The following is a 25586-nucleotide window of genomic DNA, read 5'->3' on the forward strand; positions in this document are numbered from 1 at the left end:
GCGCACCGCCGCTCGGGCCGGCGGGCCGTCAGGACCGGCGGGCCGTCCGGACCGGCGGGCACACGGCCTTCAGCCGAGGACGTCGAGCGCCTGCGTCCGGTCCGGGTCGGCGGCCCGGTCGGCGAGCAGCCGCAGGCCCCGCGCGGAGGGGGAACCCGGTTCCGCGGTCTGCAGGATCAGCGCCTGGTCGGGGTCGCCGGGCACGGGAAGTGCTTCGTAGTCCAGAGTGACGGCACCGACGAGCGGATGGCGGTAGTTCTTGGTGCCGTAGGTGTGCTCGACCACGTCATGGGCTTCCCACCAGCGGCCGAAGTCCTCGTCCCGCGCCGACAGGTCGTCGGTCAGCTCGGTCAGCAGCGGGTCGTGCGGATGACGGCCCGCGTACAGGCGGAGCGACGCGACGGCATCGCGGCCGGCGGCCGGCCAGTCGGCGAAGAGTTCCCGGGCCGCGGGGTCGAGGAAGACGAAGCGCGCCACATTGCGTTCGCGGCGCGGCATGGCGTCGAAGTCGGTGTACAGGGCGCGGGCCAGTCGATTGGCGGCCAGGACGTCCATACGGCTTCCGACGATCATGGCCGGTGTGTCGTGGAGGCTGTCCAGCAGACGGTGCAGGCCGGCCCGTACGCGCTGCGGGGGTGCCGGGCGGGACGGCGTGCGCGTGCCGGTGCGCCTGGCCAGGTCGAACAGATGGGTGCGTTCTGTGTCGTCCAGGCGCAGCGCCCGGGCGATACCGTCCAGCACTGATTCCGAGGCGTTGACGGGGCGGCCGCGCTCCAGACGGATGTAGTAGTCCGCGCTCAGCCCGGCCAGAAGGGCGACCTCCTCGCGGCGCAGCCCCGGTACGCGACGGCCGGAGCCGGCCGTGAGGCCCACCTGCTCCGGGGTCACCCGGGCCCGGCGGGACCGCAGGAAGTCGCTCAGCTGCGTGTTGTCGCCGGCGCCGGAAGACGCGCTCGTCATGCCATCCAGCATAGGCCGGGGGACCGTCCGTCCCTTGGGCGCGGGCGCCGGGTTCGTCGGGTGGGCGGGGGTCGTCGGGCGGCAGGGGGCGGGCCCGAAAGGGGACGGGACCGAAAGGGGGTCCGGCAGGACCTGGACCGGCGGGCCCCGGGTGAAGGGGGCCCCTTTTGCGGGACCACGCGTGCCCGGCAGGCGGTTAGCTGGATGTACCGGCCGAAACGGGCTCCGCCGAACGATGGTGACCGCCCGGGAGCGCCGCTCGGGCCGCACAGGGCAGCGCCTGCCCAGGGCACAGCGCCCGTCGCGCAGCCTCCAGCACCCATTGCCGATCGATCAAGGAACTCGACATGCCCATACCCCAGCACGACGCTTCTCCGGTCGCCCGCACCGTCACCATCGGATCCGATCTGGTGGTGAACCGGCTCGGCTACGGCGCGATGCGCCTGACCGGCAGCGGCCAGTGGGGGGACTTCCCCGACCGTGAGGCCGGGACGGCGCTGCTCAGGCGTGCCGTCGACGCCGGAGTCACCTTCATCGACACCGCCGACGCCTACGGCCCGCACACCAACGAGACGCTCATCCACGACGCCCTGCATCCCTACCCCGCCGACCTCGTCGTCGCGACCAAGGGAGGATTCATCCGGGGCGGGCCCGACTACGCGGACTTCGGCGCCGTCGGCAACCGCGAGTATCTGCGCCAGGCGGCCCATCTCAGCGCCCGGCGCCTCGGCGTCGAGCAGATCGCCCTGTACTACCTGCACAGCCCCAACGCGACCGACGTGCCCTTCGCCGACCAGGTCGCCACGCTCGCCGAACTGCGCGAACAGGGTGTGATCAGGCACATCGGCCTGTCCAACGTCAGCCCCGAGCAGTTCCGCGAAGCCACCTCGATCGTCGACATCGCCGCAGTCACCGCGCTGTACAACCTGGGCGACCGCACCGGGGCCGCTCTGCTCGCGGCCGCCGAGGAGTCGGGCGCGGTCTTCTCCCCCTGGTTCCCCACCAGCCTGCCGAAGTTCCCGACCGGCTCGGCGGACGCGAGCGACGACACCGCTCGCTTCGACGCCGTACTCGACCCCATCCGTGAGAAGCACAACGCCACGGTGCCGCAGATCGCGCTCGCCTGGCTGCTGCACCGGTCGCCCCATATCCTTCCGATCCCCGGCACCTCTTCGCCGGCCCATCTGGACGAGAACCTCGCCGCGGCCGCGATCGGCCTCTCGGCCGAGGAAGTGGACGCGATCACCGCCCTGGTCCCGGAGGCCGCACAGGCCCCGTAGCCACCCCGGCCGGGCGGACGAGCGGCCCGTCCAAGGACCCCAGGCGTGTACCGCGCGGCCTCGACGGACCGTCGGGACACAGCCCGGGGTCCGGGACGGCCGCGTCGGACTCGCCGCAACGACCCCCCGACGGCCGTACGAGCTGCCTTCCCCCACGCACCGGACGGGCAGTACTGGAGCCACCGCATGTCCCCCATCACCTACGGCCGGGCGCCGCGCTCAACCACCCGCCGTCTGCCGCACGACGCCACCGCGCCCGCGGCTGCCCGCCGTATCACCCGTTCCCTGCTGGCTCGTTGGGGCTGGCGACCGGACAGCATCGACGCCGCCGTGCTGGTCGTGTCCGAACTCGTCACCAACGCGGTCGAACACGCCCGCCCACCGCTCCGGCTACGTCTCCGTCTCCGTCCCGCGGCCCCCGCCGTCGGCTCGCCGGACGTGCGCATCAAGGTCAGCGACGGCGGCCCCGCCGCCGTGCCCGGCCCCTGGACCAGTAGCTGCGCCGCCGACGAGCACGGCCGTGGCAGCGTCCTGATCGCCCACCTGTCCAGGCCGCAGGCCCCGGGCGGCCCCGCCCACAACCGCTGGGTCACCGTCGCGGCCACGCCGGGCCGGGTCGCCGGACCCGTCGACCGGAGGTGAGGCGGTCGGTCGGGCCACGAGCCGTCCGGCCCCTGCCCGCCCGGCGGCTGTTACTGAACCGTCTCCGATTCCCGTGCAACTACTGCGTCCCGCCCGCCGTCTACCAGGCGGAACTCGGACCACGCGCATAAGGAGTCGACAGACGTGGGGGACATTCGCCGACGAGGAGTCGTCGCACTCGGGATCACCGCGTTGGTGGCCCCGCTCACCCTGGCCATGGGGAGCACGACCGCTCATGCGGCGCCGTCGTGCACCACGCAGACCGGGCCGTACCAGAAGCAGGTCGAGAAGTTCCTCGGCCGCCCGGTGGACGGCAGGCAGTCGGCCGCCGACTGCAAGGCGATCCAGGCATTCCAGACGAAGCACTCGATCAGCCCGAACGTCGGGCTGGCGGGGCCCGTCACCTGGGGCGTCATGGATCTCATGACCAGGCAGAAGGCCGTCGGGACCAACCCGAACAAGTCCGGCAGGTGCCCGACGAACAAGGGCCGCATCGCCTGCGTCGACCTGACGCTCCAGCTCAGCTGGATCCAGGACGGCAGCCGGCTGGTGTACGGACCGGTCCCCGTGCGCACCGGCCGCGACGGCCACGAGACGCGTACCGGCCTCAAGAAGGTCTACTGGCGGGACATCGACCACGTCTCCAGCCTGTACAACGTGCCGATGCCGTACAGCCAGTTCTTCGACGGCGGCCAGGCCTTCCACTCGGTCGGCATCAGCGTGTGGGCGCCGCCCGGCTCACACGGCTGCGTGAACATGACCAAGACCGACGCCGCGAAGTACTGGAGCCTGCTCCGCAACGGCGACGACGTCTTCGTCTACGGCCGCAAGCCCGGAACCTGAGGCATCCCACGGCCCCACAGGGCCGTGCCGACCAGTGCCCGGAAGGGGCCCGGACCGTCGGTCCTGGCCCCTTCCGGGCGCTTTTCGCTTCCCTGGCGTCCCCGGCTCTCGCGCGGAGCGGATGGACGGGCCGACCGATCCGCCCGACGGCCGGCGCAGGGCCCTTCGCGGTGGCGCGTGGCCGCGGGAGTGCGTCCGGAAACCTGCACCGGGCAGGCGCGGTGGCTTACGGATTCGGCGGTACGGCCGGCGCGGGCAGGGCGAGGGCGCCGGCGACGCCGGTGATCACATGGGCGGCGTGGCCGGGCAGGTGCCGGACGGCCCAGACGGCGGCCGACCGAAGGAAGTCGGTCAGGTCTCGCTCCACGTCGGTGAGCAGGCGGCGCAGCTCGCCGACCGGTAGCTCGATCACAGGGCTGTCGCTCCGCTCGGTGTCGACCGTCAACCGGACCATGTCACCGAGCCGTTCTGCGAGCGGGGAGGGTCCATGACCGAAGGAGGCGAAGCCGTCGCCGTCGACGACCTCGAGCCACTCGCGCCGCTCCTCCAGCCCGTTGCAGCAGCCCGGCACCAGGGTGGTGCCCGTTGAGGCGTCCGTGACCCGCAGGCCGCCGGACGCCACAGGGGCGTCCACGGTGCGCAGTCCGTGGAGGAAGCTTCCGAGCGGATCGTCCAGCCTCGGCGTGCGGTCGTCGGCCTCGGCACCGGTGTCGTTGCAGTCGGCGATGCTCGCGACCGCCGTGCCGATCCCGGCAGGATCGAGGGCGCCGCTGAGCGTCAGGAAGCCGTACCGTTCGCACTCGGCGACCGGCCAGAGGCTGAAGCCGTCGGGGACGCGGATCTCCAGGACGGGCTGCACCAGAATCACTCCGGGAGTGTGCGGCTCGGCTCTCCCCCGCCGCACTCCCTTTTCCGGGCCCGGGCAGGCGTGAACGGGTGTCAGGAGCCAGCCCGGCACGCCTCGATGCCGACGACCGCGCAGCTCATGGAGACGGACTCCGACATCGAGCCGGCCAGCGACCACACCCCGGCCACCGGGGACGACGCGTTCCCTTTGGAAATGGCAGGACCGGCCCGGGCCCCGGTCGCGCCCGCCACCCCACGTTCCGCGAACCGGTGGCGGGCACGCCGCGTGGCATGCGTGGTCAGGCGATGGACGCCCAGTTGTTCCAGTAGGTGGCGTCTCCCGCCTGGACGCGGTCGGCGAACGTGCCGGTGCCGGTGCCCGCGTTGAGCCAGAGGCGGTTGGAGGTGTCGCGGGAGACGAGGTCGTTCCTGCCGTCGCCGTCGAGGTCCCCGGCGCCGATGACGTCCTTGTAGGAGCGCCCCCAGTCCTTGAAGACCAGGACGCGGTCCTTGAGGGTTCCGCTGCGGGTGCCGTTGTAGCGCCAGAGTTCGTCGGACCTGTCGAGGGCCAGGACGTCCCCGATGCCGTCGCCGTTGAGGTCGCCGGCGCCGATGACGCGCTTGTACCCGGTCCAGGCGGAGCGGACCTTCACGCGGGGCAGGAAGCCGTCGGTCCCGTTGTGGGCGTAGAGGTAGAGGTTGCCGGAGGACGCGTCGCGGGCCAGCAGGTCGGGCCGGCCGTCGCCGTTCTGGTCGCCGCTGGAGACCAGGGTGTCGTACGCGCTCCAGTCCCGCGACAGGCGTCGGTAGGCGGAGTCGGGCGCGGGCAGGCCGCCGCAGACGGGGGTGTGGAGGCGGGTCTCGCCGCCCGGCAGCCGCACGACGAGGTCGTTGCAGCGGTCGCCGTCGAAGTCCCCGAAGGGCACGATGCGGGTCCCCTGCGCCCAGGGGCGCACCTGGAAGGTGCGGACCGGGTTGGCGGTGTCCTGCGTGAGCAGGTTCATCGCCTCGCTGAAGGACGTGCCCAGGATGTCCGAGCGGGTGCTGTCGGCGTAGTCGTGCCACTTGGGCAGGGCCCGGACACCCGTGGTCGCCGTGAACGACGAGCGTGAGGAGCCGTCATCGGCCGACTGCGTCCAGATCGCCAGCGGACGGCCGCTGCCATCGGTGGCCACCCGGCCCGCGCTGCTGGTCCCGTCCTTCAGGGCGTTGAGTGTGCGCGGCTTCGACACGCTGCCGCCCGCGACGGTCTGGACGACGAAATCGCGGCGGATCGTGCGGCTGCTCTCGAAACGCTTCTGCGTGTAGGTGACGACGACCGAACCGTTCGCGGTCCGGGTGCTGCTGAGCGAGTCCCCCTCGGCGTAGCCGGTCAGCTGCTGTCCGGCGCCCCAGGTTCCCCGGGAGGACAGACGTGTCGCCACGACCGGGCCTGACCCCCCGCCCACCGCCGTGACATCGCCGTTCGGGGCAGTGAAGAGCTCGGCGGGGGCGTACTTGCTCGCGCCGACCCCTGTGCTCTGTGCCGGCCCCCATGCCGCCGCACCGGCCGGCTTGCGGGCGTAGTTGCCGAGGGAGAGCAGGTGGAACCCGCCCTGCGGATGGGCGGCCAGCGCGACCTGATCAGGCTTCGCGCCCAGCTGCGGCAGATCGCGCGGCGCGGTCCAGGAGCCTGCCCCGGCGGGCTTCTCCAAGAACTTGTAGTGCCACTTGTCAGCGGTCGGGTCCGGGTCCACCCCGTCGCCCGTGTAGTGAGTGTTGCCACCCCAGACCAATGCCAGGGCACCGTCCTCGGCGACGGCCGGCCGCAGGTCCCGGAGCGTGTAGACGTAGTCGTTGTCGGCCCGGACGACCGGGTCCGGGAGCTGGTCGAGGGTCACCGGCGCGGACCACGCCTCCTGGGCGCCCGCCCGCTCGACGACCGTCAACCGGTGGTCCTTGTCCATCCAGGCGACCGCCTGGCGGCCCGAAGCGTTGGCCGCGATCGTGGTGGCGCGCGTCCGCGGGCCGATCCAGTCGGTCCCGAGCGTGCCCGTCGCGACGTCCTCGGCGGGACCGAAGGCAGTGGCGTCCTGAGACAGCCGGGACATCCGCAGCGTGCTGTTCGCTCCGTCTGCCGCCGTCACCCACCACAGGAGCGTGAGCGCGCCGTCGTCCGTCCGTTGGAGCGTGGCGCCGGGCGCCGGCCTGGTCGACTGCCAGGTGCTGCTGCCGGCGGGCCTGACCGAGAGCACGGTCTGTCCGCCCTGCGTGAAGAGTCCGGCCAGGGTGCCGTTCCGGGCCGACTGCAGATCGACGACCTGGGTGACCCCGGGCAGATCCTTCGGGGCGGTCCACGGGCCGGGCCCGACCGGGACGGCGCCGGCGCGGCCGGCAGCGGCCGCTGCCGGAGTCGCCTGAGCGCTCGGCAGGGCGGCAGTCAGCGCGAGCACGGGAATGAGCGCGCTCCTCAGGAGCGCGCGGGACAGGACGGTCATATGGAAGCCCCCCGGGCGTGGTGCACAAAAGTAGCCGCAGCGTATATGACCCAAGATCGTGGAGCTCGGGGCGTCCCCACACGGGATTCGACTGCCCGGGAGGCCGCGGGGCCCGGGCCCCGGGCCCCGGGTATGCCAATGCCGATGGCTCTCGAGTTGCTCACGGGGTCCCGGACGACTCTTCCACCGCGGGTCGCCGGGCCAGTGGGGTACGTGGGGTGCGCGGTCCATCGGTCGACGCCGACAGGTCCGCCGTCAGCGAACCTGCCCGGACGCTCGGTGTCCGAGGTGCTTGGGTGCCGGGATGGAGATCTTGGTTCTGGGCGGAACAGCATGGGTGGGCCGGGAGTTGTCGCGGTCGGCGGTCGAGCGCGGTCATCGGGTGACGTGCCTCGCTCGCGGCGAGAGCGGGGAAGTCGCGGACGGAGCCACGCTGGTGGCCGCCGACCGGCGCGACCCTTCGGCGTACGGACCACTGCTCGACCGCGATTGGGATGCGGTCGTCGAGGTCTCGTGGCAGCCAGGCTTCGTTCGTGACGCGCTCGGGGCACTGGGCGGCAGGGCCAGGCACTGGGCCTATGTCTCCTCCGTCAGCGCCTACGCCTCCCACGCCACGACGGACGCGGACGAGTCCGCAGCTCTCCTTGCTCCGACCGACCGCAGCGAGGTCGACCGCGCGCTGTACGGGGAGGCGAAGGCCGCCTGCGAGCAGGCGTCGACGGCCGCCGTGGGCGACCGCCTCCTCATCGCACGTGCCGGTCTCATCGGCGGTCCGGGCGATCACAGCGGACGCTCGGGCTACTGGGTCGCCCGTGCCGCACGCGATCCGCAAGGACCGATGCTGGTTCCCGATGCACCGGCCATGCCGACACAGGCGGTGGATGTGCGGGACCTCACCGCTTGGCTGCTCGACGCCGCAGAGGCGGGGCGCATCGGCACCTACGACGCCGTCGGTCCGGTCGTTCCGTTCGGAGAGTGGATCGACCTGTCCCGCACCGTCGGCGGGCACACCGGTCCGGTGGTCACCGCCGACTCCGCATGGCTGCTCGCGAACAGCGTGGCCGAGTACATGGGGGCCGAGTCCCTGCCGATGTGGCTGGTCGAGCCGGGCTGGGGAGGGTGGTCGGCACGGAACGGGTCCGCGGCGCGCGCCGCCGGGCTGCGTCATCGCCCCCGGGCGGAGCTGCTGTCCGACACACTCCTCTGGGAACGCGAGCAGGGTCTGGACCGTGCCAGGCGTGCCGGCCTCAGCGCCCGGCGCGAGCGCGAGTTGCTCGACGCTCTCCAGTGACGGTTCCGGCCCCGGCTGTTGATCGCTGCGGGGCAACGAGACAACCCAAACCCCCGCCGTCCTGCGTCTCCGCAGTCGTGCCTCTCACCTGCGGATACGCCCGGCGCAACGGCTCGGCGCCTCCCGGTGGCCCGGAGCCGTCCCGGATCTTGTGTTCGGCCCCCCGCTCGGCCGGCTGGGCCGTGGTGGCCGGCACAAGGGCCTCGGCGCGGCTCAGGGCGCTTTGGTGCTGGACCGCTTCGCGTTTGTGCTCCTGCTGGTGGCGGTGCTGCTCCGCCTGGGCTTGGCGGGTGCGCTCTTCCGCCTCCTCGGGACCTCTTCTGTGCCCGCCGCCTGCGACGGCGCTGTTCGGGTGAGTGCGGTCGGCCACTTGAACTCGATCTCCAGCTCGATCTCCCCGTCACCGACCTCGACCTCCATCTCGGTGCGAAGGTCGTCGGGGATCCGCAAACTCAGCGTCCCGGGGCCGAATTCCAGTTCGGCATCCCCGCCTTCCCTCAGCGCGGCCGCGAGCGCCATGAGCTGATCAGCCGCCTCAAGGCGTGACAGCGAGCGCTTCTGCTCAAACTTGAGGTCCTTCATGGGCTGTCTCCGATCCGGCAGAAACAGTGGATAGCGCCAATTCTGATGCCATGCACGGGATCGGACATCCTCATGGCCGAAAGAAGAACCGGAACGACCGACGACCGGCCGAGGTGCCGTCCGATCTGCCCGGGAGGCTCTGGAACATCCGCTCCCCTGAGGGCGCCGGTGACCTGCCGCTGTGCGTCCACGGTCGAGGCCCGGGAGCGGCTCGGTGAGCTCGCCCCAGTCGGCGGCATGGGGTCCCGTTCATCGCCGGTGATCGAGGAACCGGTTCGGGTGGCCGGGCATCACGGCAAGTCGCCTGTATGGACAGCTGTTGAGGCCGGCGCCGGAGTGGCCGTCGGGCGATCGTTCGGGCGGAGGGTAGCCATGGTGCGGGACCATCGGCCCGGAGCAACGAGAAGACCCCCGCCATCCTGCGTTTCCGCAGGTCAACGGGGGTCTCACATCGCGTGGCGGCGCCAGGATTCGAACCTGGGTAGGCTAAGCCGACGGATTTACAGTCCGTTCCCATTGGCCACTCGGGCACACCGCCATGGGATTGCTGTCGGAGTGGCCGCTTTTCTGCGGTGCTCCGTGGCAACGACGTAAACGATACCTGATGCTCGGGGGTGCTCCGCCACCGGTTTGATCAGCTCCCGGGCGGTTCGTGGGTGACTAGGCTTGCCGCAGCGGTCCGGGAGTCCGGCCGCCTGTCCACGCATCCGTTCGCCCCCGACTTCAAGGAGCCACAGCACATGGCCGACTCCAGTTTCGACATCGTCTCGAAGGTCGAGCGGCAGGAGGTCGACAACGCCCTCAACCAGGCCGCCAAGGAGATCTCGCAGCGCTACGACTTCAAGAACGTCGGCGCCTCGATCTCATGGTCCGGCGAGAAGATCCTGATGGAGGCGAACTCCGAGGAGCGGGTCAACGCCATCCTCGATGTCTTCCAGTCCAAGCTGATCAAGCGTGGCATCTCGCTCAAGGCGCTGGACGCGGGCGAGCCGCAGCTCTCCGGCAAGGAGTACAAGATCTTCGCCTCGATCGAGGAGGGCATCTCCCAGGACAACGCCAAGAAGGTCGCGAAGATCATCCGCGACGAGGGCCCGAAGGGCATCAAGGCGCAGGTGCAGGGCGACGAGCTGCGGGTCAGCTCGAAGAGCCGGGACGACCTGCAGACGGTGATCGCGCTCCTGAAGGGCCAGGACTTCGACTTCGCCCTGCAGTTCGTGAACTACCGCTGACGCGTTCGGCGAGCGGTTCCCGGCACCCGGGGGCGGAGCGGCGGGTCGCTCCGCCCCCGCCGTGTGCGACGTCCGAATACCGCCAGCCGGAGTCGGGGTCCAAGGACCAGACTCGTAGCCGCGAGAACGGTACGAGGAGAGGACAGAGCCATGACGGTGTACGCGACGGTCGACAGCCCGCTGGGTGAGCTGCTGCTGGTCGGCGAGGAGTCCGTCACCGCCCCCGGCGGTACGGCGCTTGTGTCGCTCTCCGTTCCGGGGCAGAAGGGCGCGGCGGTGGTCCGGGAGGGCTGGCGTCACGATCCGGAGACGTTCGTGGGGATCGCCGGGCAGTTGCGGGCGTATTTTGCCGGGGAACTGACCCGCTTCGCGATCGAGTACGCAGAGCGGGACGGCGGAAGCACCGACTTCCAGCGGCGCGTGTGGCGGGCGCTGGAGGAGATCCCGTACGGGGAGACCGTGACGTACGGGCAGATCGCCGCGCGGGTCGGCTCCACGGGGGCCGGCGTGAGGGCGGTCGGGACCGCGATCGGGCGGAATCCGCTGCTGGTCGTCCGGCCCTGCCATCGGGTGATCGGTGCCGACGGCGCGCTGCGCGGCTACGCGGGCGGGCTGGCGCGCAAGGAGCGACTGCTCGGCCTGGAAGGCGCGCTGGTGTCGTGACTGCGGGGCTCTTCCCCAAGGAGCGGGCCGTGGTGGCGCCCGGGGCGGTACATGTCCCCGGGTGGCTGCCGCCGGCCAGGCAGCGGGAGCTCGTCGAGGCATGCCGGAGCTGGGCCCGCGGGCCGGTGCCCATCAGGCACACCCGGCTGCCGCGTGGCGGGGTGATGTCCGTGCAGACGGTGTGCGTGGGCTGGCACTGGCAGCCGTACCGCTACTCGCGCACGGCCGACGACGTGAACGGCGAGCCGGTCGCGGAGTTCCCGGACTGGCTGGTGGCGTTGGGGCGCGAGGCGTTGGCCGGGGCGTACGGGGACGCCGGCGGGGAGCCGTACACACCGGACACCGCATTGATCAACTTCTACGACGGCGACGCGAAGATGGGCATGCACCAGGACAAGGACGAGCGCTCCGGTGCCCCCGTGGTCTCTCTGAGCATCGGTGACACCTGCGTCTTCCGCCTCGGCAACACCGAGAACCGGGGGCGGCCCTACACGGATGTGGAACTGACGTCCGGGGACCTGTTCGTCTTCGGCGGCGCTTCGCGGTTCGCGTACCACGGCGTGCCGAAGGTGTATCCGGGCACGGCCGATCCGGCACTGGGCCTGACCGGCCGGCTGAACATCACTCTGCGCGAGACCGGTCTCCAGGACTGAGCGGGCGGCCCGGTACCGGCGGCCTAGCGTGAACGCGAGTGACCGAAGAGGATCCGGTACGCGATGAGCAGCACGAGCGCGCCGCCGATGGCGGACACCCATGTGGCGCCGTCGTAGAACTCCTTGGTGATCGGCCGGTCCAGCCAGCGGGACGATATCCAGCCGCCGATGAAGGCACCGGCGACGCCGATGAGGGTGGTGCCGATGAGCCCACCCGGGTCGCGACCGGGAAGAAGGATCTTGGCTATCACTCCGGCGAGCAGTCCAAGAATGATCCAGCTGACGATGCTCACGCCGTGACCTGCCTTTCTTCGTACGTCCTTCGTACCTTCGTACGTTGCTGTCGTGGAGGACGCCCGGCGTGCGGGGCGTGGTTGCGGTGAACAGTAGGGTGCGGCCCATGACACAGGAGCTGCGCAGGTCACTGGGCGTGGTCGACGCGGTGGTCATCGGGCTGGGCTCGATGGTCGGTGCCGGGATCTTCGTGGCGCTGGGACCCGCGGCCCGGGCCGCCGGCTCCGGTCCGCTGTTGCTCCTGGGGCTGGGGCTGGCCGCGGTGGTGGCGTACTGCAACGCGATGGCGTCGGCACGGCTCGCGGCCCGCTACCCCGCGTCGGGCGGAACCTATGTGTACGGCCGCGAGCGGCTCGGCCCGTTCTGGGGCTGGCTGGCGGGCTGGGGATTCATCGTCGGCAAGACCGCCTCCTGTGCGGCGATGGCGCTGACCGTCGGCGTCTATGTCTGGCCGGAGCAGGCGCACGCGGTGGCAGTCGCCGCGGTCGTGGCGCTGACTGCCGTGAACTACGGGGGTGTTCAGAAGTCGGCGTGGCTGACCCGGGCGATCGTGGCGGTCGTGCTCGCTGTGCTGGCGGCAGTGGTCGTCTCCTCTCTCATGTCGTCGTCGGCGGATCCGGGGCGGCTGGGTGCGGGCGGACCCGGCAGCGGGGTGGGCGGCGCACTGCAGGCGGCCGGGCTGCTGTTCTTCGCGTTCGCCGGGTACGCCCGGATCGCCACGCTCGGCGAGGAGGTCCGGGACCCGGCCCGGACGATCCCGCGTGCGATTCCGTCGGCGCTCGGCATCGCGCTGGTCGTGTACGGGGTCGTCGCTGTGGCGGTCCTTTCCGTGCTGGGGGCGGACGAGCTGGGCCGGGCGACGGCTCCGCTGGCGGAGGCAGTGCGGGCGGCCGGGGCGGACCGCCTCGTCCCGGTGGTGCGGGTGGGCGCGGTGGTGGCCGCGCTCGGTTCACTTCTGGCGCTGATCCTCGGCGTCTCGCGTACCACGCTGGCAATGGCCCGGGACGGCCACCTCCCGCGCACGCTGTCGGTCGTTCATCCACGCTTCCGGGTACCGCACCACGCGGAGCTGGCGGTGGGCGCGGTGGTGGCCGTTGTGGCGGCGACGGCGGATGTGCGGGGCGCGATCGGCTTCTCGTCGTTCGGGGTGCTCGTGTACTACGCCATCGCCAACGCCTCGGCCTGGACGCTCGGTTCCAGGTGGCGTGTACTCGCCGCGTGCGGTCTCGCGGGGTGTCTGGCGCTCGCGTTCACCCTTCCGCTGTCCTCGGTGGTGCCGGGGGCGGCGGTGCTGGCAGTGGGGGCGATCGCGTACGCGCTACGGGCGCAGCGCAGACCCTCGTAGGCCGCGCGGCTCATACCGGAGCGGCTCATATTCGGGCGCGCGGCTCCCATCGGAGCATGCCCGCACCGTGGGCGCGTCGGCCCGGCAACTGCTCGCTCTTCGTCATGAGTTCATGCTGGACCACGGCACTGAAAATCGGGCCGTGCGCGTCAGCCGAGGACCGCCTCGATGCCCCCGTAGGGCTGCGCACCCGGCGGCGCCGGCGTCAGCGACCGGGCAGGCTCCCGGTGTGCGCTCGGGCAGGCGGCCGTGAACGGCCCGGGAACTCCCGTCGTCCGGTCCGGCTCACCGGCCCACGAACGGCTGGTCGCTCGGGACGATCTCCTTGCCCAGCGGCAGCAGCGAGACCGGGATCAGCTTGAAGTTCGCGATCCCCAGGGGGATGCCGATGATCGTGAGGCACAGGGCGATGCCTGTGACGACATGACCGAGCGTCAGCCACCAACCCGCCAGGACCAGCCACAGGACATTTCCGATGCAGGACGGCGCGCCCGCGTCCCGCCGCTCGACGACCGTGTAGCCGAACGGCCAGAGCGCGTACACACCGATACGGAAGGCGGCCAGGCCGAACGGGATACCGATGATCGTGATGCAGAGCAGCACGCCGGCCAGGAGATAGCCGAGAAACATCCAGAAGCCGCACAGGATGAGCCAGATGACATTCAGGACTGTCCTCATGATCGGCGACCTGCCATCTGCTCGAGCCGGGCGATACGTTCTGCCATCGGCGGGTGTGTGGAGAACAACTTCGCGACTCCCTGGCCCGGGCGGAACGGGTTCGCGATCATCATATGGCTCGTGGCCTCGATCTTCGGTTCGGGCGGCAACGGCAGCTGTTTCGTGGTCGCGTCCAGCTTGCGCAGGGCGCTGGCGAGGGCGAGCGGGTCGCCGGTGATCCGGGCACCGGACTCGTCCGCCTCGTACTCACGGGACCGGCTGATGGCGAGCTGGATCACGGACGCCGCGAGCGGGCCGAGGATCATGATCAGGAGCATGCCGAGGAGGCCCGGGCCCTCGTCGTCGTCGGAGCGGCCGATCGGGACCAGCCAGGCGAAGTTGACGAGGAACATGATCACGGAGGCGAGGGCTCCGGCGACCGACGCGATCAGGATGTCCCGGTTGTAGACATGGCTCAGCTCGTGGCCGATGACGCCCCGCAGCTCGCGCTCGTCCAGGATCCTGAGGATCCCTTCGGTGACACAGACCGCCGCGTTGCGCGGATTGCGTCCCGTGGCGAAGGCGTTGGGGGCCTGGGTCGGCGAGATGTACAGACGAGGCATCGGCTGGCGGGCCTCCGTGGAGAGCTCCCTGACGATCCGGTAGAGCGCGGGTGCCTCGAATTCGCTGACGGGGCGCGCGCGCATGGCGCGCAGCGCCAGCTTGTCGCTGTTCCAGTACGCGTACGCGTTCGTCCCGACCGCCACGAGGACGGCGATGATCAGGCCCGTACGGCCGAAGAGACTGCCGATGACAATGATGAGGGCGGACAGTCCCCCGAGGAGAACTGCGGTCCTCAGCCCGTTGTGCCGGCGGTGCACGGTACGCCCTCCAAGTCGTGCGGCAGGGGAACCCTTCGCTGGTCGTGGTCCGCTCTCCAGTGGACCCTCCCGTACTGGTCAACGCCAGGCGGGAGCAGCGGGTTCCCCCGTCCTCACGGGTGGGGGCTTGGGCCGTTCGGGTGACAGCGGCCCGGTCAGCGCTGGGCCGGCAGCAGCCCGGCCTTCTCCAGGGCCTCGGCGACCGGCTCGACCTCGCTGGTGCAGTGTGCGCAGCGGCTGGCGATCGCGGGGATCTCGCTGTAACAGCGGGGACAGTCGCGTACGGCCACCTTGATGCTGACCGGCTCCTCCTTGGTGAAGCGGTTCTGCACCTTCATCATCGGGACGACGACGCAGAAGTAGAGGACCGCGGCGGTGATCGCGAAGGCGATGGTGGCGCTGATGAAGAGCCCGTACGGGAACTTCACGTCCTGGACCTGGAAGGCCGCCTTGCTGAAGTCACCGGTGCCGCGGGTGGCGACGCCGATCAGAGGGGTGATGAAGGCGTTGCTGAACCCGGTCACGACCGCCGTGAAGGCGGCCCCGACGGCCAGACCGATCGCCATCGTGATCACGTTTCCGCGCAGTATGAAGTCCTTGAACCCGCTCAGCACAGCCGGCTCTCCCTCGCTGTTCGCTGTGTCCTTGTGCGCTGAACACGGTGCCCTCTACGGGCACCGCTTGTCGAACCGCCCGGATCGGGTCAGAAAAGACTGACCGCGGCGAAGCGCAGCACGAGCTGGGGCCAGCCGGAGAGCAGAACGCTCGCCACAGCGGTGACGGCGATCGTGGCCATGACCAGAGCGGGGGCGCGGTGCCGTACCGCCGGTTCCCCGGACGCTCCTTCGGCGGCCCCTTCGGGTGCCCGGAAGAGCAGGGCGGTCCACTGCAGGTAGTAGTAGAGCGCGATCACGACATTGACGGCCATGATGACCGCGAGCCAGCCCAGGCCGGCGTCCACGGCGGCCGAGAAGACCGTGACCTTGGCGAAGAGACCGATGATGCCGGGCGGCAGCCCGGCCAGGCAGAGCAGGAAGAAGCCCATCACCACCGCGGTCACCGGGCGGGTGGCGTAAAGCCCGCGGTAGTCGGCGATACGGTTCAGCGGGCTCGTCCGGGCGACGAGGGCGACGACGGCGAAGGCACCGAGGTTGACGACGGCGTACATCAGCGCGTACGCGACGGTGGAGCCGATCTGGTCGTCGCTGGAGTACGCCGCCGCCGCGATCGGCACCAGGATGTAGCCGGCCTGCGCCACCGACGACCAGGCCAGCAGCCGGACCGCGCTCCACGCGCGCGTGGCCGACTGACGCACGGCGGCGACATTGCCGACGGTCATGGTCAGGGCCGCGAACACGGCGATCGCGGGCCCCCACACGTCCGCGTACGCCGGGAACGCGATGACGGTCACCAGGATGAGCCCCGAGAAGCCGACCGCCTTGCCGACGACGGAGAGGTACGCGGCCACGGGAAGCGGCGCGCCCACATAGCTGTCGGGCACCCAGAAGTGGAACGGAACAGCGGCGGTCTTGAAGGCGAAGCCGACCAGGGTCAGCGCGACGCCCACCTGGGCGAGGGTCTCCAGCTGTGCCGGGACGTCGTCCAGGCGCGTGGCGATCCGGGTCAGGTGCAGGCTGCCGGTGGTCGCGTACACGAAGCTGACGCCGAGCAGCATCACGGCGGTGGCCGTCACCGAGGAGAGGAAGAACTTCAGCGCCGCCTCGCTCGACATCCGGTTCCCGCGCCGCAGGCCGACCAGGGCGAAGGCGGGCAGCGAGGCCACTTCGAGGGCGACGACGAGCGTGACCAGGTCCCGCGAGGCCGGCAGCAGGGCGGCTCCGGCGGCCGACGACAGCAGCAGGAACCAGTACTCGCCGGCGGGCAGCCGGTCCTTCGTTTCCGTGACCGACATCAGCGCCGTGAGCAGAGCGCCGCCGAGCACCAGGAACTGGATGACCAGAGCGAAGTGGTCCGCCGTGTAGCTGCAGTGGTCCGGCGCGGTGGTGAGGCAGAAGGTCGAGCGGTCACCCTTGCGCAGCGGGGCCAGGGAGAGCACCGCGGCGGCGAGACCGGCGATGGCCGCATAGCCAAGGAATGCCTTGTTCCGCTCCGGGACGAAGAGGTCGGCGACCAGGATGACCAGCGCGGCCACCGCGGCGATGGTGGGCGGGGCGATCGCGAGCCAGTCGACGGACTGGACGACGGGTGCGGACAGCACATGGGTGGCGGCGGCCAGGGAGGTCATGCCTTTCCTCCTGCGAGGAGCTTCTGCACGGCCGGGTCGGTGAGGCCGAGGAGGACCGCGGGCCACAGCCCGGCGAGGACGGTGAGGGCGACGAGCGGCGTCCAGGCGGCGAATTCGTACCCCTGGACGTCGGCGATCTTCACCTCGCCGGCCGGCCTGACCGCGCCCATGCAGACGCGGCGGACGACCACGAGGAGGTAGGCGGCCGTGAGCAGGGTGCCGAGACCGCCGATCACCATGAAGGTGAGGAAGGCCGGGCGGCTGAGGCCGTCGGCGGGGTCGAAGGCCCCGAACAGCGCCAGCATCTCGCCCCAGAAGCCGGCGAGGCCGGGCAGGCCCAGGGAGGCGACGGCCGAGAAGGCGAGCAGCCCGCCGAGACGGGGCGCGCTGCCGTACAGCGCCGCGCCGGTGGCTCCGGCGAGGGCATCGAGGTCCGCGGTGCCGTAGCGGTCCTTGACCGCGCCGACCAGGAAGAAGAGCAGGCCGGTGATGAGGCCGTGGGCGATGTTGGCGAAGAGCGCGCCGTTGACACCGGTCGGGGTCATGGTCGCGATGCCGAGGAGCACGAAGCCCATGTGGCCCACGGAGGAGTAGGCGATGAGGCGCTTGAGGTCGCCCTTCGCGCCGGGCCTGGCGAGCGCGAGGCAGGCGAGCGATCCGTAGATGATGCCGGCGACCGCGAAGGCGGCGAGGTACGGGGCCAGGGTGTGCATCCCGTCAGGCGTGATCGGGAGGACGATACGGACGAAACCGTACGTACCCATCTTCAGTAGGACCCCGGCGAGGAGTACCGAGCCGACGGTCGGGGCGGCCGTGTGGGCGTCCGGGAGCCAGCTGTGCAGCGGCCACATCGGGGTCTTCACGGCGAGACCGATCCCGATCGCGAAAACGGCGATGAGCTGCACGGATGTGCTCAGCCCCCGGCCGTTGTCAGTGGCGAGTGCCACCATGTCGAAGGTGCCGGCCTTGACTCCGACGAGGAGCAGGCCGAGCAGCATGACGACCGAGCCGAGCAGTGTGTAGAGGATAAACCTCCAGGCCGCGAGGCGGCGGCCCTCGCCGCCCCAGCGGGCGATGAGGAAGTACATCGGGATGAGGACCATCTCGAAGGCGAGGAAGAAGAGCAGCAGGTCGAGGACGGCGAAGGTGGCCAGGGTGCCGGACTCGAGGACGAGCAGCAGGGCGACGAAAGCCTTCGGGGACGGGCCCGCGGGCATCTTGAAGTAGCTGTACAGCGCGCAGAGGAAGGTCAGCAGCGCGGTCAGGACCAGAAGGGGGAGGGAAATGCCGTCGATGCCGAGGTGGATCCGCACGTCCAGGGCCGGGATCCAGCTGATGTCCGTCGTGGCCTGCATCCTCGACGGCTGGTCATGGTCGAAGCCGAGGGTGAGGACGATCGCGGCGGCCAGGATCACGCCGGTGACCGTCACCCCGTGGCGGAGCACGGCCTGGTCGGGCGACTTCCCCTTCAGCCCGGGCGGGGCCGGCAGAAAGGCCGCCGCGGCGCCGATGAGCGGGCCGACGACGATGAACGCGAGAAGGAACTGCATCACGGATTCGCTGATATCGGTCACGGCTCACACTCCGGCGGCGACGAGTACGGCGGCGATCGCCAGGACGACGGAGCCGGCGAGCAGGACGCTGAGGTAGGTCTGCACATTGCCTGTCTGGGCGCGGCGGACGAGCCGTCCGAGCCCGTTGGCCCCGGTGCCCGCGCCGCGTACGTAGGTCTCGACGACCTCGCGGTCGAGGAAGCGGACCAGCTCGGCGGCGGCCAGGACAGGGCGGACGAACAGGGTGCGGTAGACGGCGTCGAGGTGGAAGCCGGCCGCCGCCGGGCGGTGCAGCGGGCCAAGGAGCAGCCGGCCGGGGTCGGCGGGGTCCGCCGAGGGGTGCGGCATGTGCAGGGCCTCTGCCTCGACCAGGGCGGGCTCGGCGTCGGGATGTGCCACGACCTGCGGCTGCACCGGGGCGGGCTTGCCTGCCCGGGCCCGGGCCGCCATCGCTGTGGTGTGCCGCCAGGTGCCGTAGGTGACCAGTGCGCCGACGAGGGCCACGCCCGTGCCGAGCACCGCGGTCGTGAGTGTCGGAGTGAGGGGGCGTCCGTCGAACCAGTCGTCGACGTACACCGCGGTCAGGCCGAAACCGAGTGACGGGATCGCGAGCACCCAGAGCACGGCGTTCATGGCAAGAGGCTGCTTGCCGTGGTCGGGAACCTCGGCGCCGCGGCCCCGGAAGGCGAGCAGCCACAGCCGGGTGGCGTAGGCCGCGGTGAGGAGGGCGGTGAGGAGACCGGCGACCAGGACGGTCCAGCCCGCCCCGGCCGGGGCGAAGTCGGACTCGCCGAGCGCGGTGTGCTCGGCGGCCACGAGCACGGATTCCTTGGAGAAGAAGCCGGCGAAGGGAGGAATGGCCACGAGCGCGAGCAGGGCGATCGTCATCGTCCAGTAGGCGTCGGGGATGCGCTTGGCCAGGCCGCTCATCCGGGACATGGCGGTCAGTGAGTTGGTGCCCGCGGCGTGGATGATCACGCCGGCGGCCAGGAAGAGCAGTGCCTTGAACGCGCCGTGCGAGAGGAGGTGGAAGACGGCGGCTCCGCGGTCGCCGACGGCCAGGGCTCCTGACATGTAGCCGAGCTGGCCCATGGTCGAGTACGCGAGGACCCGCTTGATGTCGTCCTGGGCGAGTGCGGCGAGTGCCGAGCCGACCATCGTGACGGCCGCCATCACGGCGAGCACGACCAGAGCGGCTGCCGACTGCGCGAAGACGGGCAGCAGCCGTGCGACGAAGTAGACACCGGCGGCGACCATCGTCGCGGCGTGGATCAGCGCGGAGACCGGGGTGGGGCCCGCCATGGCGTCGGGGAGCCAGGTGTGCAGCGGGAACTGCGCGGACTTGCCCGCGACACCCGCGAGCAGCAGCAGCGCGACGAGGGTGGGGTGGTCGATGCCGCCTGCCGCCACGGCGCCCAGGATGCCGGTGATGCGGAACGTTCCGGCATCCACGGCCAGGGCGAAGAGCCCGAAGAGGAAGGGGACGTCGCCGAGCTTGGTGACGAGGAAGGCCTTGAGGGAGGCCGAGCGGGCCTCGGGCGTCTCCCAGTAGTGGCCGACCAGGAAGTACGAGCAGATGCCCATGATCTCCCAGCCGACCAGCAGCACCATCAGGTCGCCGGAGTAGACGACGAGCAGCATCGCGGAGGTGAAGAGGGAGACGAGTGCCGCGTACGAGGGGTAGCGAGGGTCGTCGCGCAGATACGCCGTCGAGTAGATCTGCACGCAGGACGCGACGACCCCGACGAGCACGGCGACCAGGACGGCGAAGCCGTCGAGGTACAGGGCGAGGTCGATGGGGACCGAGCCGGTGGGGGTGAGCTCGGTGGAGGCGACGATCGGCTTGCCGCCGCCCTGGCGCCCGGCGACGAGGGCCGCGACCACGGTGGCGGCCAGCGTCGGCAGGACGGCCAGAGGGCGGGCGAACCCGGGCGCGGTACGGCCGAGGAACAGGCCGGCAGCGGCGCCGAGGAACGGAAGGAGGGGGACGAGAACGGCGAGGGTCGTCGTGGTCACGCGGTGGCCTCAGCCTTCTCTGCCGGGGCGGGCTCGGCCGCCTCCTCGGCGCCCTTGGCGCCCTCGGCGGTGTCGCGGAGGTTGTCGATGTCCGAGGAGCCGCGGTTGCGGTAGACCGCCAGGACGATCGCCAGGCCGATGCCGATCTCCGCGGCGGCGATGGCGATGGTGAAGAGGGTCAGGGCCTGGCCGGTGTGCAGGGTGTCCCGCAGCCAGACGTCGAAGGCGACCAGGTTGAGATTGACCGCGTTGAGCATCAGCTCGACGGACATCAGGACCAGGATCACGTTCCGGCGCGCGAGCACTCCGTACAGCCCGGTGCAGAAGAGCAGGACGGAGAGCACCGCGGGATAGGCGAGATGCATCAGCTCTTCCCCTCACGGTCCTTGCCGGACCCCTCTTGGTCCGCCGGGCCCTTGCGCGACAGGACGATCGCGCCCACCAGGGCGGCCAGAAGCAGGACGGACAGCGCCTCGAACGGCAGCACCCAGTACCGGAAGAGCATCTCTCCCGACACCCGGGTGGAGCCCTGGGCCGCTCCGTCCAGGTCGATCCAGGTGGCGCGGAACGCATCGACGACCACCCAGACCAGGGCGGCGGCGGACACGACGGCCACGACCAGGGCGGCCGGGCGGTTGCCCGAGTTCGCTCCCGGGGATCGGCCGATCGGGGCCTTGGTGAGCATCAGACCGAAAAGAAGGAGGACCACGACGGAACCGACGTAGATCAGCACCTGCACCCAGGCGATGAACTCGGCGGTCAGGAGCAGGTACTCGACCGCGAGGCCGCCGAGCGCCACGACCAGCCAGAGGGCGGCGTGCACCAGCTGCCTGGTCGTGACCGTGACAACGGCGGCCGCGAGGGTGGCGATGCCGACGAGGACGAACGCGATCTCCACGCCGGTCGGGGACAGGAAGCCGTGCGCTTCGGCTGCGAGTCTCACGACTCCCCCTCCTCGGAGGCGGTGGGCCCGGCCTCGGCGGCGGCCTCGGCCTCCGCGGCGGCCTGCTGCTCCGCGGCGAGCTTCTCGGCCGCCTTGCGGGCGGCCGCGAGCTCCTTGGGTTCCTCCGCGGCGGGGTCGAGCGCGGGAGGCGCCGGGACCGTCCACATCCACTCGCGGAGCTTGTCCCGCTCGTGGGTGAGCTCACGGATGTCCGTCTCCGCGTACTCGAACTCCGGGGACCAGAACAGCGCGTCGAAAGGACACACCTCGATGCAGATACCGCAGTACATGCAGAGCGAGAAGTCGATCGCGAAGCGGTCGAGGACATTGCGGCTGCGATCACGGCCACCCGGGGTGGCCGCGGGAACCGTCTCCTTGTGGGAGTCGATGTAGATGCACCAGTCGGGGCACTCACGGGCGCAGAGCATGCAGACCGTGCAGTTCTCCTCGAACAGGCCGATCACGCCGCGGCTGCGGGGCGGCAGATGCGGCTGGACCTCCGGGTACTGCGCGGTGACGGACTTCCGCGTCATCGTGCGGAGTGTGACGGCCAGACCCTTGGCCAGGCCGGATCCGGGGATCGGAGGCATTACTGCATCACCACCTTCACGACGCCGGTGAGGGCGATCTGGGCGAGGGCGAGCGGCACGAGGGCCGTCCAGGCGAGCCGCTGCAGCTGGTCCTCGCGCAGCCGTGGATAGGTCACGCGCAGCCAGATCACGATGAAGGCGAGCACGGCCGTCTTGAGCAGGGTCCACACCCAGCCGAGGCCGTCGGCGCCGAACGGACCGTGCCAGCCGCCGAGGAAGAGGACGGTGGTCAGACCGCAGAGGACGACGATGCCCGCGTACTCGGCGAGCAGGAAGAGCGCGAAACGCAGGCCGGTGTACTCGGTGTACGCGCCGAAGATGATCTCGGAATCGGCGACCGGCATGTCGAAGGGCGGGCGCTGCAGCTCGGCGAGGCCGGCGACGAAGAAGACCAGGGCGCCGACGATCTGCCAGGGCAGCCACCACCACTCGAAGGCGTTCAGGATGCCGGGGAGCGAGACGGTTCCGGCCGCCATCGCGACGGAGGCGGCGGCGAGCAGCATCGGGAGCTCGTACGCGAGGAGCTGGGCGGCGGTACGCAGACCGCCGAGGAGGGAGAACTTGTTGGCGGACGCCCAGCCCGCCATGAGCGAGCCGAGCACCCCGACGCCCATGACGGCGAGCACGAAGAACAGGCCCGCGTCGATGAGCACACCGACCGCGCCCTCGCTCGGACCGATCGGGATGGCCACCAGGACGAGGAGATAAGGGAGGAGTGCCACGGCGGGTGCGAGCTGGAAGATGCGGCGGTCGGCGTTCGCCGGGACCACGTCCTCCTTCTGCGCGAACTTCACACCGTCTGCGACGAGCTGCGCCCAGCCGTGGAAGCCGCCCGCGTACATGGGGCCGAGGCGGCCCTGCATATGGGCCATCACCTTGTGCTCGGTCTGCCCGATGACGAGTGGCAGCACCAGGAAGACGGCGAAGATGACGACCAGCCGCAGGGCGACGTCGAGTGCGCCGTTCATGCGGGGTCGCCTCCTTCGGAGTCGGCCGGCTCGGCGCCGGGTCCTTCGTCGGACCCTTTCGCCCGCCGGGGGGTGGATGCGGTGTCCGTCTCGGTCTCGGTCTCGGGCCGGGGCGCGGAGTCGGGCGTGGGCTCGAGATCGGGATCGGGTCGGTGCTCGGACGTGGGCTCGGGCTCGGGTTCCGCACCGGCTTCAGCCCCGGCTTCGGCCCCGTGCTGTGCCTCGCGCTGGTCCTGAGACTCGGGCGTGCCGCTTTCGGCCTCGGCCCCGGGCTCTGCCTCACCCTCGCCCTCGTCCCGGGACTCGGGCCGAGGCGGCCGAGGCGGCCGAATCCCGGCGGTGGGTTCCGCTGCGGGTTCCCGTTCGGGCTCCGTCTCGCGCTCCGTCTCGCGCTCCGCGTCGCCTTCGGGCTTGGGCTCGGCATTCTCGAATGCCGGGCGGGCGTGGTGCCAGGGAGCATCGGCGCTACGGGCGCGCGGGCGCGCGGGCGGTTCCGCGGCCTCCGGCGCTACCGCGGCGGTGGCCTCCGGCACAGCGGCAGCTTCCGGCGTGGCTGCGGCCTGTTCCTCGCGCTGCGTCGCCGAGCCTTCGCTCGCGCTGCGCGCACGCCGGGGTGCGGTCGCGGGGGGCGGTTCGGTGGCGGAAGGCTTTGCCTCCGCCGGTGCCGCGGCGGCCGGGGGCTGCGCGTCCGTGGCCTCCGGCGTGGCCTGCTCGGGAGCCGACGGGCGCTGGCTCGCCGAGCCCCCGGAAGCGGTGCGCGCCCGGCGGGCCGGTGCCGCAGAGGCTTCGGAGGCCGCCGCGGTTTCGGGAGTCACGGGAGTCACGGGGGTTTCGGGGGTTTCGGGGGTTTCGGGAGTCCCGGGGGCCCCCGTCGCCTGGCCGACCGAGCCCTCCGCCACGCTGCGCGTACGCCGAGCAGGGCGGTCCCCCGCAGCGCGTGGAGCGCGGGCGGGCCGGGCAGGGGCCGGAGGGAGCTGGCCCTTGAGAGGGCCCCACTCGTTCGGGTCGGGAACGCCGGGCGGGAGCATCTGGCGCCGCTTCGGGCCGCCGTGCTCGGACTCCCCCGGCTCCTTCGCACCGGGCCAGGCCTTGGCGACACGCGCCGCAAGGACGAAGTCCTTGCGCAGCGGATGCCCTTCGAAGCCCTCCGGCAGGAGCAGCGGAACGAGGTGCGGGTGGTCGGTGAAGGTGACACCGAACATCTCGTACGTCTCGCGCTCGTGCCAGGCCGCGCCCGCGTAGACACCCACCGCCGTGGGAAGGGCGGGGGTGTCGTGCGGGACCGTCGTACGGAGCAGGAGGCGGCGGACCGAGTGTCCCCCGGACCCGGGTCCTGTCTCCAGCGCGACGACGTGGGCGCAGACACGGAAGCCCGTGCCCGGCTCGTCGACGGCGCTGAGCCAGTCGAAATAGGTGCAGCCGAGTTCGTCGCGGGCAGTGCGCAGCGCTTCGAGCCAGCCGGCCGCCGGGACGTCCACCGTCAGTACGTCGTAGGCCGCCTCGGCGGTCGCGTCCGGTCCGAACCGTTCGGCGATATCGGTGTCGAAGGCGGTCACGAGGCGGCTCCCGGGGCGGGAGGCGGGGTGACCAGACCACTGCGCAGCTCGCCGACGGACGCCCCCGTCGGGGCGGAGCCGTACCGCTCGCTCAGCGACTCCCGCGCGATCTTCTCCTGGAGCTTGAGGATCCCCTGGAGCAGCGCCTCGGGCCGGGGCGGGCAGCCCGGCACATACACATCGACGGGGATGATCTGGTCGACGCCCTTGGTCACCGAGTACGAGTCCCAGTAGGGACCGCCGCAGTTCGAGCAGGCGCCGAAGGAGATGACGTACTTGGGCTCCGGCATCTGCTCGTACAGCCGCTTCACCGCGGGTGCCATCTTGTCGGTCACCGTGCCGGAGACGATCATCAGGTCGGCCTGGCGCGGTCCGGGCGCGAACGGGATGACGCCGAGCCGGATGAAGTCGTGCTTGGCCATCGACGCGGCGATGAACTCGATCGCACAGCAGGCGAGCCCGAAGTTGAAGACCCAGAGGCTGTAGCGGCGGCCCCAGTTCAGGACCACCTTCATCGGCTCGGGTGCGAGCCGGGCGAGGGCGCCCAGCCTCCCCCTGCCTTCGGCGGGGGGTCCCCCAGGCTCGGGAAGCAGCACGGGTTCGGGGGTCTGCGGGGTCACGTCCATGTGAGGACGCCCTTCTTCCATGCATAGAGCAGTCCCACGGCCAGGAAGCCGAGGAAGATGAACATCTCCACGAGGGTCGTCGCGCCGTACCCGGCAGCGGCGAAGACCGTCGCCCATGGGAACAGGAAGATCGAGTCGACGGCGAAGATCACGTAGAGGTAGGCGTACACGTAGTAGCGGACCTGCGTGTGGGCCCAGCCCTCGCCCACCGGGTCGACTCCGCATTCGTACGTGAGGAGCTTCTCCGGAGTCGGTACGACCGGCCGCAGCAGGCGGCCCGCGCCGAAGGCCACCGCGACGAAGAGGACTCCGATCACGGCGAGCAGCCCGACGACCGAGTAGCTCTGGAAGTAGTCGGCCGCGAGTACGGTCGGTTCGGTGGGTTCCGGCACGTCCGTCCCTCGCTCCCTGCCCCGGTGTTCGACGATCCTTTCGCACGGGAGTCT

Annotated in this window: 26 protein-coding genes and 1 tRNA gene; 8 read left to right on the forward strand and 19 right to left on the reverse strand. The window is 71.1% G+C overall.

The genetic code is table 11. The features are described from left to right. Positions 1-69: 69 nt before the first annotated feature. The gene (locus ACFU5O_RS10540) at positions 70-960 is read right to left on the reverse strand and encodes a helix-turn-helix transcriptional regulator (protein ID WP_384238688.1); all 891 of its coding nucleotides are present in this window, start codon (positions 958-960) and stop codon (positions 70-72) included. A gap of 347 nt (positions 961-1307) precedes the next feature. On the opposite strand from ACFU5O_RS10540, the gene ACFU5O_RS10545 reads away from it, so the two are divergent. From ACFU5O_RS10545 to ACFU5O_RS10555, 3 genes are all read left to right on the forward strand, one after another. After that, a complete protein-coding gene (locus ACFU5O_RS10545) occupies positions 1308-2240 on the forward strand; it encodes an aldo/keto reductase (protein ID WP_384238690.1) in 933 nt (310 codons plus the stop codon). A gap of 186 nt (positions 2241-2426) precedes the next feature. Beyond that, positions 2427-2882 (forward strand): ATP-binding protein, encoded by a 456-nt coding sequence (locus tag ACFU5O_RS10550; protein WP_384238692.1) that lies wholly within the window; start codon positions 2427-2429, stop codon positions 2880-2882. A 144-nt stretch (positions 2883-3026) separates the two neighbouring features. Further along, positions 3027-3725, forward strand: a complete 699-nt coding sequence (locus tag ACFU5O_RS10555; protein ID WP_384238694.1) for a L,D-transpeptidase — start codon at positions 3027-3029, stop codon at positions 3723-3725. Positions 3726-3951: 226 nt separating this feature from the next. On the opposite strand, the gene ACFU5O_RS10560 is transcribed toward ACFU5O_RS10555, so the two are convergent. After that, positions 3952-4593, reverse strand: a complete 642-nt coding sequence (locus ACFU5O_RS10560) for a hypothetical protein (protein ID WP_384238696.1) — start codon at positions 4591-4593, stop codon at positions 3952-3954. Between the two features lie 277 nt (positions 4594-4870). Continuing rightward, entirely contained in the window at positions 4871-7048 is a 2178-nt protein-coding gene (locus tag ACFU5O_RS10565; protein WP_384238698.1) for an FG-GAP repeat domain-containing protein, read from the reverse strand. A gap of 304 nt (positions 7049-7352) precedes the next feature. Here ACFU5O_RS10565 and ACFU5O_RS10570 point away from each other — a divergent pair, with 304 nt between their 5' ends. Next, complete coding sequence (locus ACFU5O_RS10570; RefSeq protein ID WP_384238699.1) at positions 7353-8339, forward strand: NAD-dependent epimerase/dehydratase family protein; 987 nt, start codon at positions 7353-7355, stop codon at positions 8337-8339. Between the two features lie 213 nt (positions 8340-8552). On the opposite strand, the gene ACFU5O_RS10575 is transcribed toward ACFU5O_RS10570, so the two are convergent. Both ACFU5O_RS10575 and ACFU5O_RS10580 read right to left on the reverse strand, forming a co-directional pair. After that, positions 8553-8921, reverse strand: a complete 369-nt coding sequence (locus tag ACFU5O_RS10575; RefSeq protein WP_384238701.1) for an amphi-Trp domain-containing protein — start codon at positions 8919-8921, stop codon at positions 8553-8555. A 456-nt stretch (positions 8922-9377) separates the two neighbouring features. Beyond that, a tRNA-Tyr gene (locus ACFU5O_RS10580) sits at positions 9378-9459 on the reverse strand. A gap of 202 nt (positions 9460-9661) precedes the next feature. Here ACFU5O_RS10580 and ACFU5O_RS10585 point away from each other — a divergent pair. The 3 genes from ACFU5O_RS10585 (at position 9662) to ACFU5O_RS10595 (ending at position 11466) form a co-directional block, all read left to right on the forward strand. Continuing rightward, on the forward strand, positions 9662-10150 hold the full coding sequence (locus ACFU5O_RS10585) for a YajQ family cyclic di-GMP-binding protein (protein WP_384238703.1): 489 nt from the start codon (positions 9662-9664) through the stop codon (positions 10148-10150). A gap of 150 nt (positions 10151-10300) precedes the next feature. After that, positions 10301-10813, forward strand: coding sequence for a methylated-DNA--[protein]-cysteine S-methyltransferase (locus tag ACFU5O_RS10590; protein WP_384238704.1), 513 nt, complete (start codon positions 10301-10303; stop codon positions 10811-10813). After that, positions 10810-11466, forward strand: coding sequence for an alpha-ketoglutarate-dependent dioxygenase AlkB family protein (locus ACFU5O_RS10595; RefSeq protein WP_384238706.1), 657 nt, complete (start codon positions 10810-10812; stop codon positions 11464-11466). The genes ACFU5O_RS10590 and ACFU5O_RS10595 overlap by 4 nt, the downstream gene beginning before the upstream one ends. 23 nt (positions 11467-11489) lie before the next feature. Here ACFU5O_RS10595 and ACFU5O_RS10600 read toward each other — a convergent pair whose 3' ends face one another. Next, positions 11490-11759 carry a GlsB/YeaQ/YmgE family stress response membrane protein gene (locus ACFU5O_RS10600; protein WP_384238708.1) on the reverse strand — a complete coding sequence of 90 codons (270 nt, stop codon included), beginning with the start codon at positions 11757-11759 and terminating at the stop codon, positions 11490-11492. Positions 11760-11866: 107 nt separating this feature from the next. Between ACFU5O_RS10600 and ACFU5O_RS10605 the strand changes: the two genes are divergently transcribed. Then, the gene (locus ACFU5O_RS10605) at positions 11867-13105 is read left to right on the forward strand and encodes an APC family permease (RefSeq protein WP_384238710.1); all 1239 of its coding nucleotides are present in this window, start codon (positions 11867-11869) and stop codon (positions 13103-13105) included. Positions 13106-13390: 285 nt separating this feature from the next. Here ACFU5O_RS10605 and ACFU5O_RS10610 read toward each other — a convergent pair whose 3' ends face one another. The 13 genes from ACFU5O_RS10610 to ACFU5O_RS10670 all read right to left on the reverse strand — a co-directional run bounded on the left by ACFU5O_RS10610 (position 13391) and on the right by ACFU5O_RS10670 (position 25532). Beyond that, complete coding sequence (locus tag ACFU5O_RS10610; RefSeq protein ID WP_384238712.1) at positions 13391-13783, reverse strand: YccF domain-containing protein; 393 nt, start codon at positions 13781-13783, stop codon at positions 13391-13393. Beyond that, a complete protein-coding gene (htpX, locus tag ACFU5O_RS10615) occupies positions 13780-14643 on the reverse strand; it encodes a zinc metalloprotease HtpX (protein WP_384238714.1) in 864 nt (287 codons plus the stop codon). Before htpX ends, ACFU5O_RS10610 begins: the two co-directional genes overlap by 4 nt. A gap of 155 nt (positions 14644-14798) precedes the next feature. Further along, positions 14799-15257, reverse strand: a complete 459-nt coding sequence (gene mscL / locus ACFU5O_RS10620; protein ID WP_384238715.1) for a large conductance mechanosensitive channel protein MscL — start codon at positions 15255-15257, stop codon at positions 14799-14801. A gap of 89 nt (positions 15258-15346) precedes the next feature. Further along, positions 15347-16888, reverse strand: coding sequence for an NADH-quinone oxidoreductase subunit N (locus ACFU5O_RS10625; protein ID WP_384238716.1), 1542 nt, complete (start codon positions 16886-16888; stop codon positions 15347-15349). After that, positions 16885-18438, reverse strand: a complete 1554-nt coding sequence (locus ACFU5O_RS10630; RefSeq protein WP_384238962.1) for an NADH-quinone oxidoreductase subunit M — start codon at positions 18436-18438, stop codon at positions 16885-16887. Before ACFU5O_RS10630 ends, ACFU5O_RS10625 begins: the two co-directional genes overlap by 4 nt. 27 nt (positions 18439-18465) lie before the next feature. Then, positions 18466-20457, reverse strand: a complete 1992-nt coding sequence (locus ACFU5O_RS10635) for an NADH-quinone oxidoreductase subunit L (RefSeq protein ID WP_384238718.1) — start codon at positions 20455-20457, stop codon at positions 18466-18468. Then, positions 20454-20822 (reverse strand): NADH-quinone oxidoreductase subunit NuoK, encoded by a 369-nt coding sequence (gene nuoK, locus ACFU5O_RS10640; RefSeq protein WP_384238719.1) that lies wholly within the window; start codon positions 20820-20822, stop codon positions 20454-20456. The genes ACFU5O_RS10635 and nuoK overlap by 4 nt, the downstream gene beginning before the upstream one ends. After that, positions 20822-21400 carry an NADH-quinone oxidoreductase subunit J gene (locus ACFU5O_RS10645; RefSeq protein WP_384238721.1) on the reverse strand — a complete coding sequence of 193 codons (579 nt, stop codon included), beginning with the start codon at positions 21398-21400 and terminating at the stop codon, positions 20822-20824. The genes nuoK and ACFU5O_RS10645 overlap by 1 nt, the downstream gene beginning before the upstream one ends. Continuing rightward, entirely contained in the window at positions 21397-21990 is a 594-nt protein-coding gene (locus tag ACFU5O_RS10650; protein ID WP_384238723.1) for a NuoI/complex I 23 kDa subunit family protein, read from the reverse strand. The genes ACFU5O_RS10645 and ACFU5O_RS10650 overlap by 4 nt, the downstream gene beginning before the upstream one ends. Beyond that, complete coding sequence (locus tag ACFU5O_RS10655; protein ID WP_384238724.1) at positions 21990-22958, reverse strand: NADH-quinone oxidoreductase subunit H; 969 nt, start codon at positions 22956-22958, stop codon at positions 21990-21992. Before ACFU5O_RS10655 ends, ACFU5O_RS10650 begins: the two co-directional genes overlap by 1 nt. After that, positions 22955-24514 (reverse strand): NADH-quinone oxidoreductase subunit C, encoded by a 1560-nt coding sequence (locus ACFU5O_RS10660; RefSeq protein WP_384238726.1) that lies wholly within the window; start codon positions 24512-24514, stop codon positions 22955-22957. The genes ACFU5O_RS10655 and ACFU5O_RS10660 overlap by 4 nt, the downstream gene beginning before the upstream one ends. Then, positions 24511-25140: an NADH-quinone oxidoreductase subunit B gene (locus tag ACFU5O_RS10665; RefSeq protein ID WP_384238728.1), complete on the reverse strand. Its 630-nt coding sequence runs from the start codon at positions 25138-25140 to the stop codon at positions 24511-24513. The genes ACFU5O_RS10660 and ACFU5O_RS10665 overlap by 4 nt, the downstream gene beginning before the upstream one ends. Next, on the reverse strand, positions 25131-25532 hold the full coding sequence (locus ACFU5O_RS10670; protein ID WP_384238730.1) for an NADH-quinone oxidoreductase subunit A: 402 nt from the start codon (positions 25530-25532) through the stop codon (positions 25131-25133). The genes ACFU5O_RS10665 and ACFU5O_RS10670 overlap by 10 nt, the downstream gene beginning before the upstream one ends. Positions 25533-25586 lie beyond the last annotated feature (54 nt).

Source organism: Streptomyces sp. NPDC057445 (genome assembly GCF_042802855.1).
Taxonomy (GTDB): Bacteria; Actinomycetota; Actinomycetes; order Streptomycetales; family Streptomycetaceae; genus Streptomyces.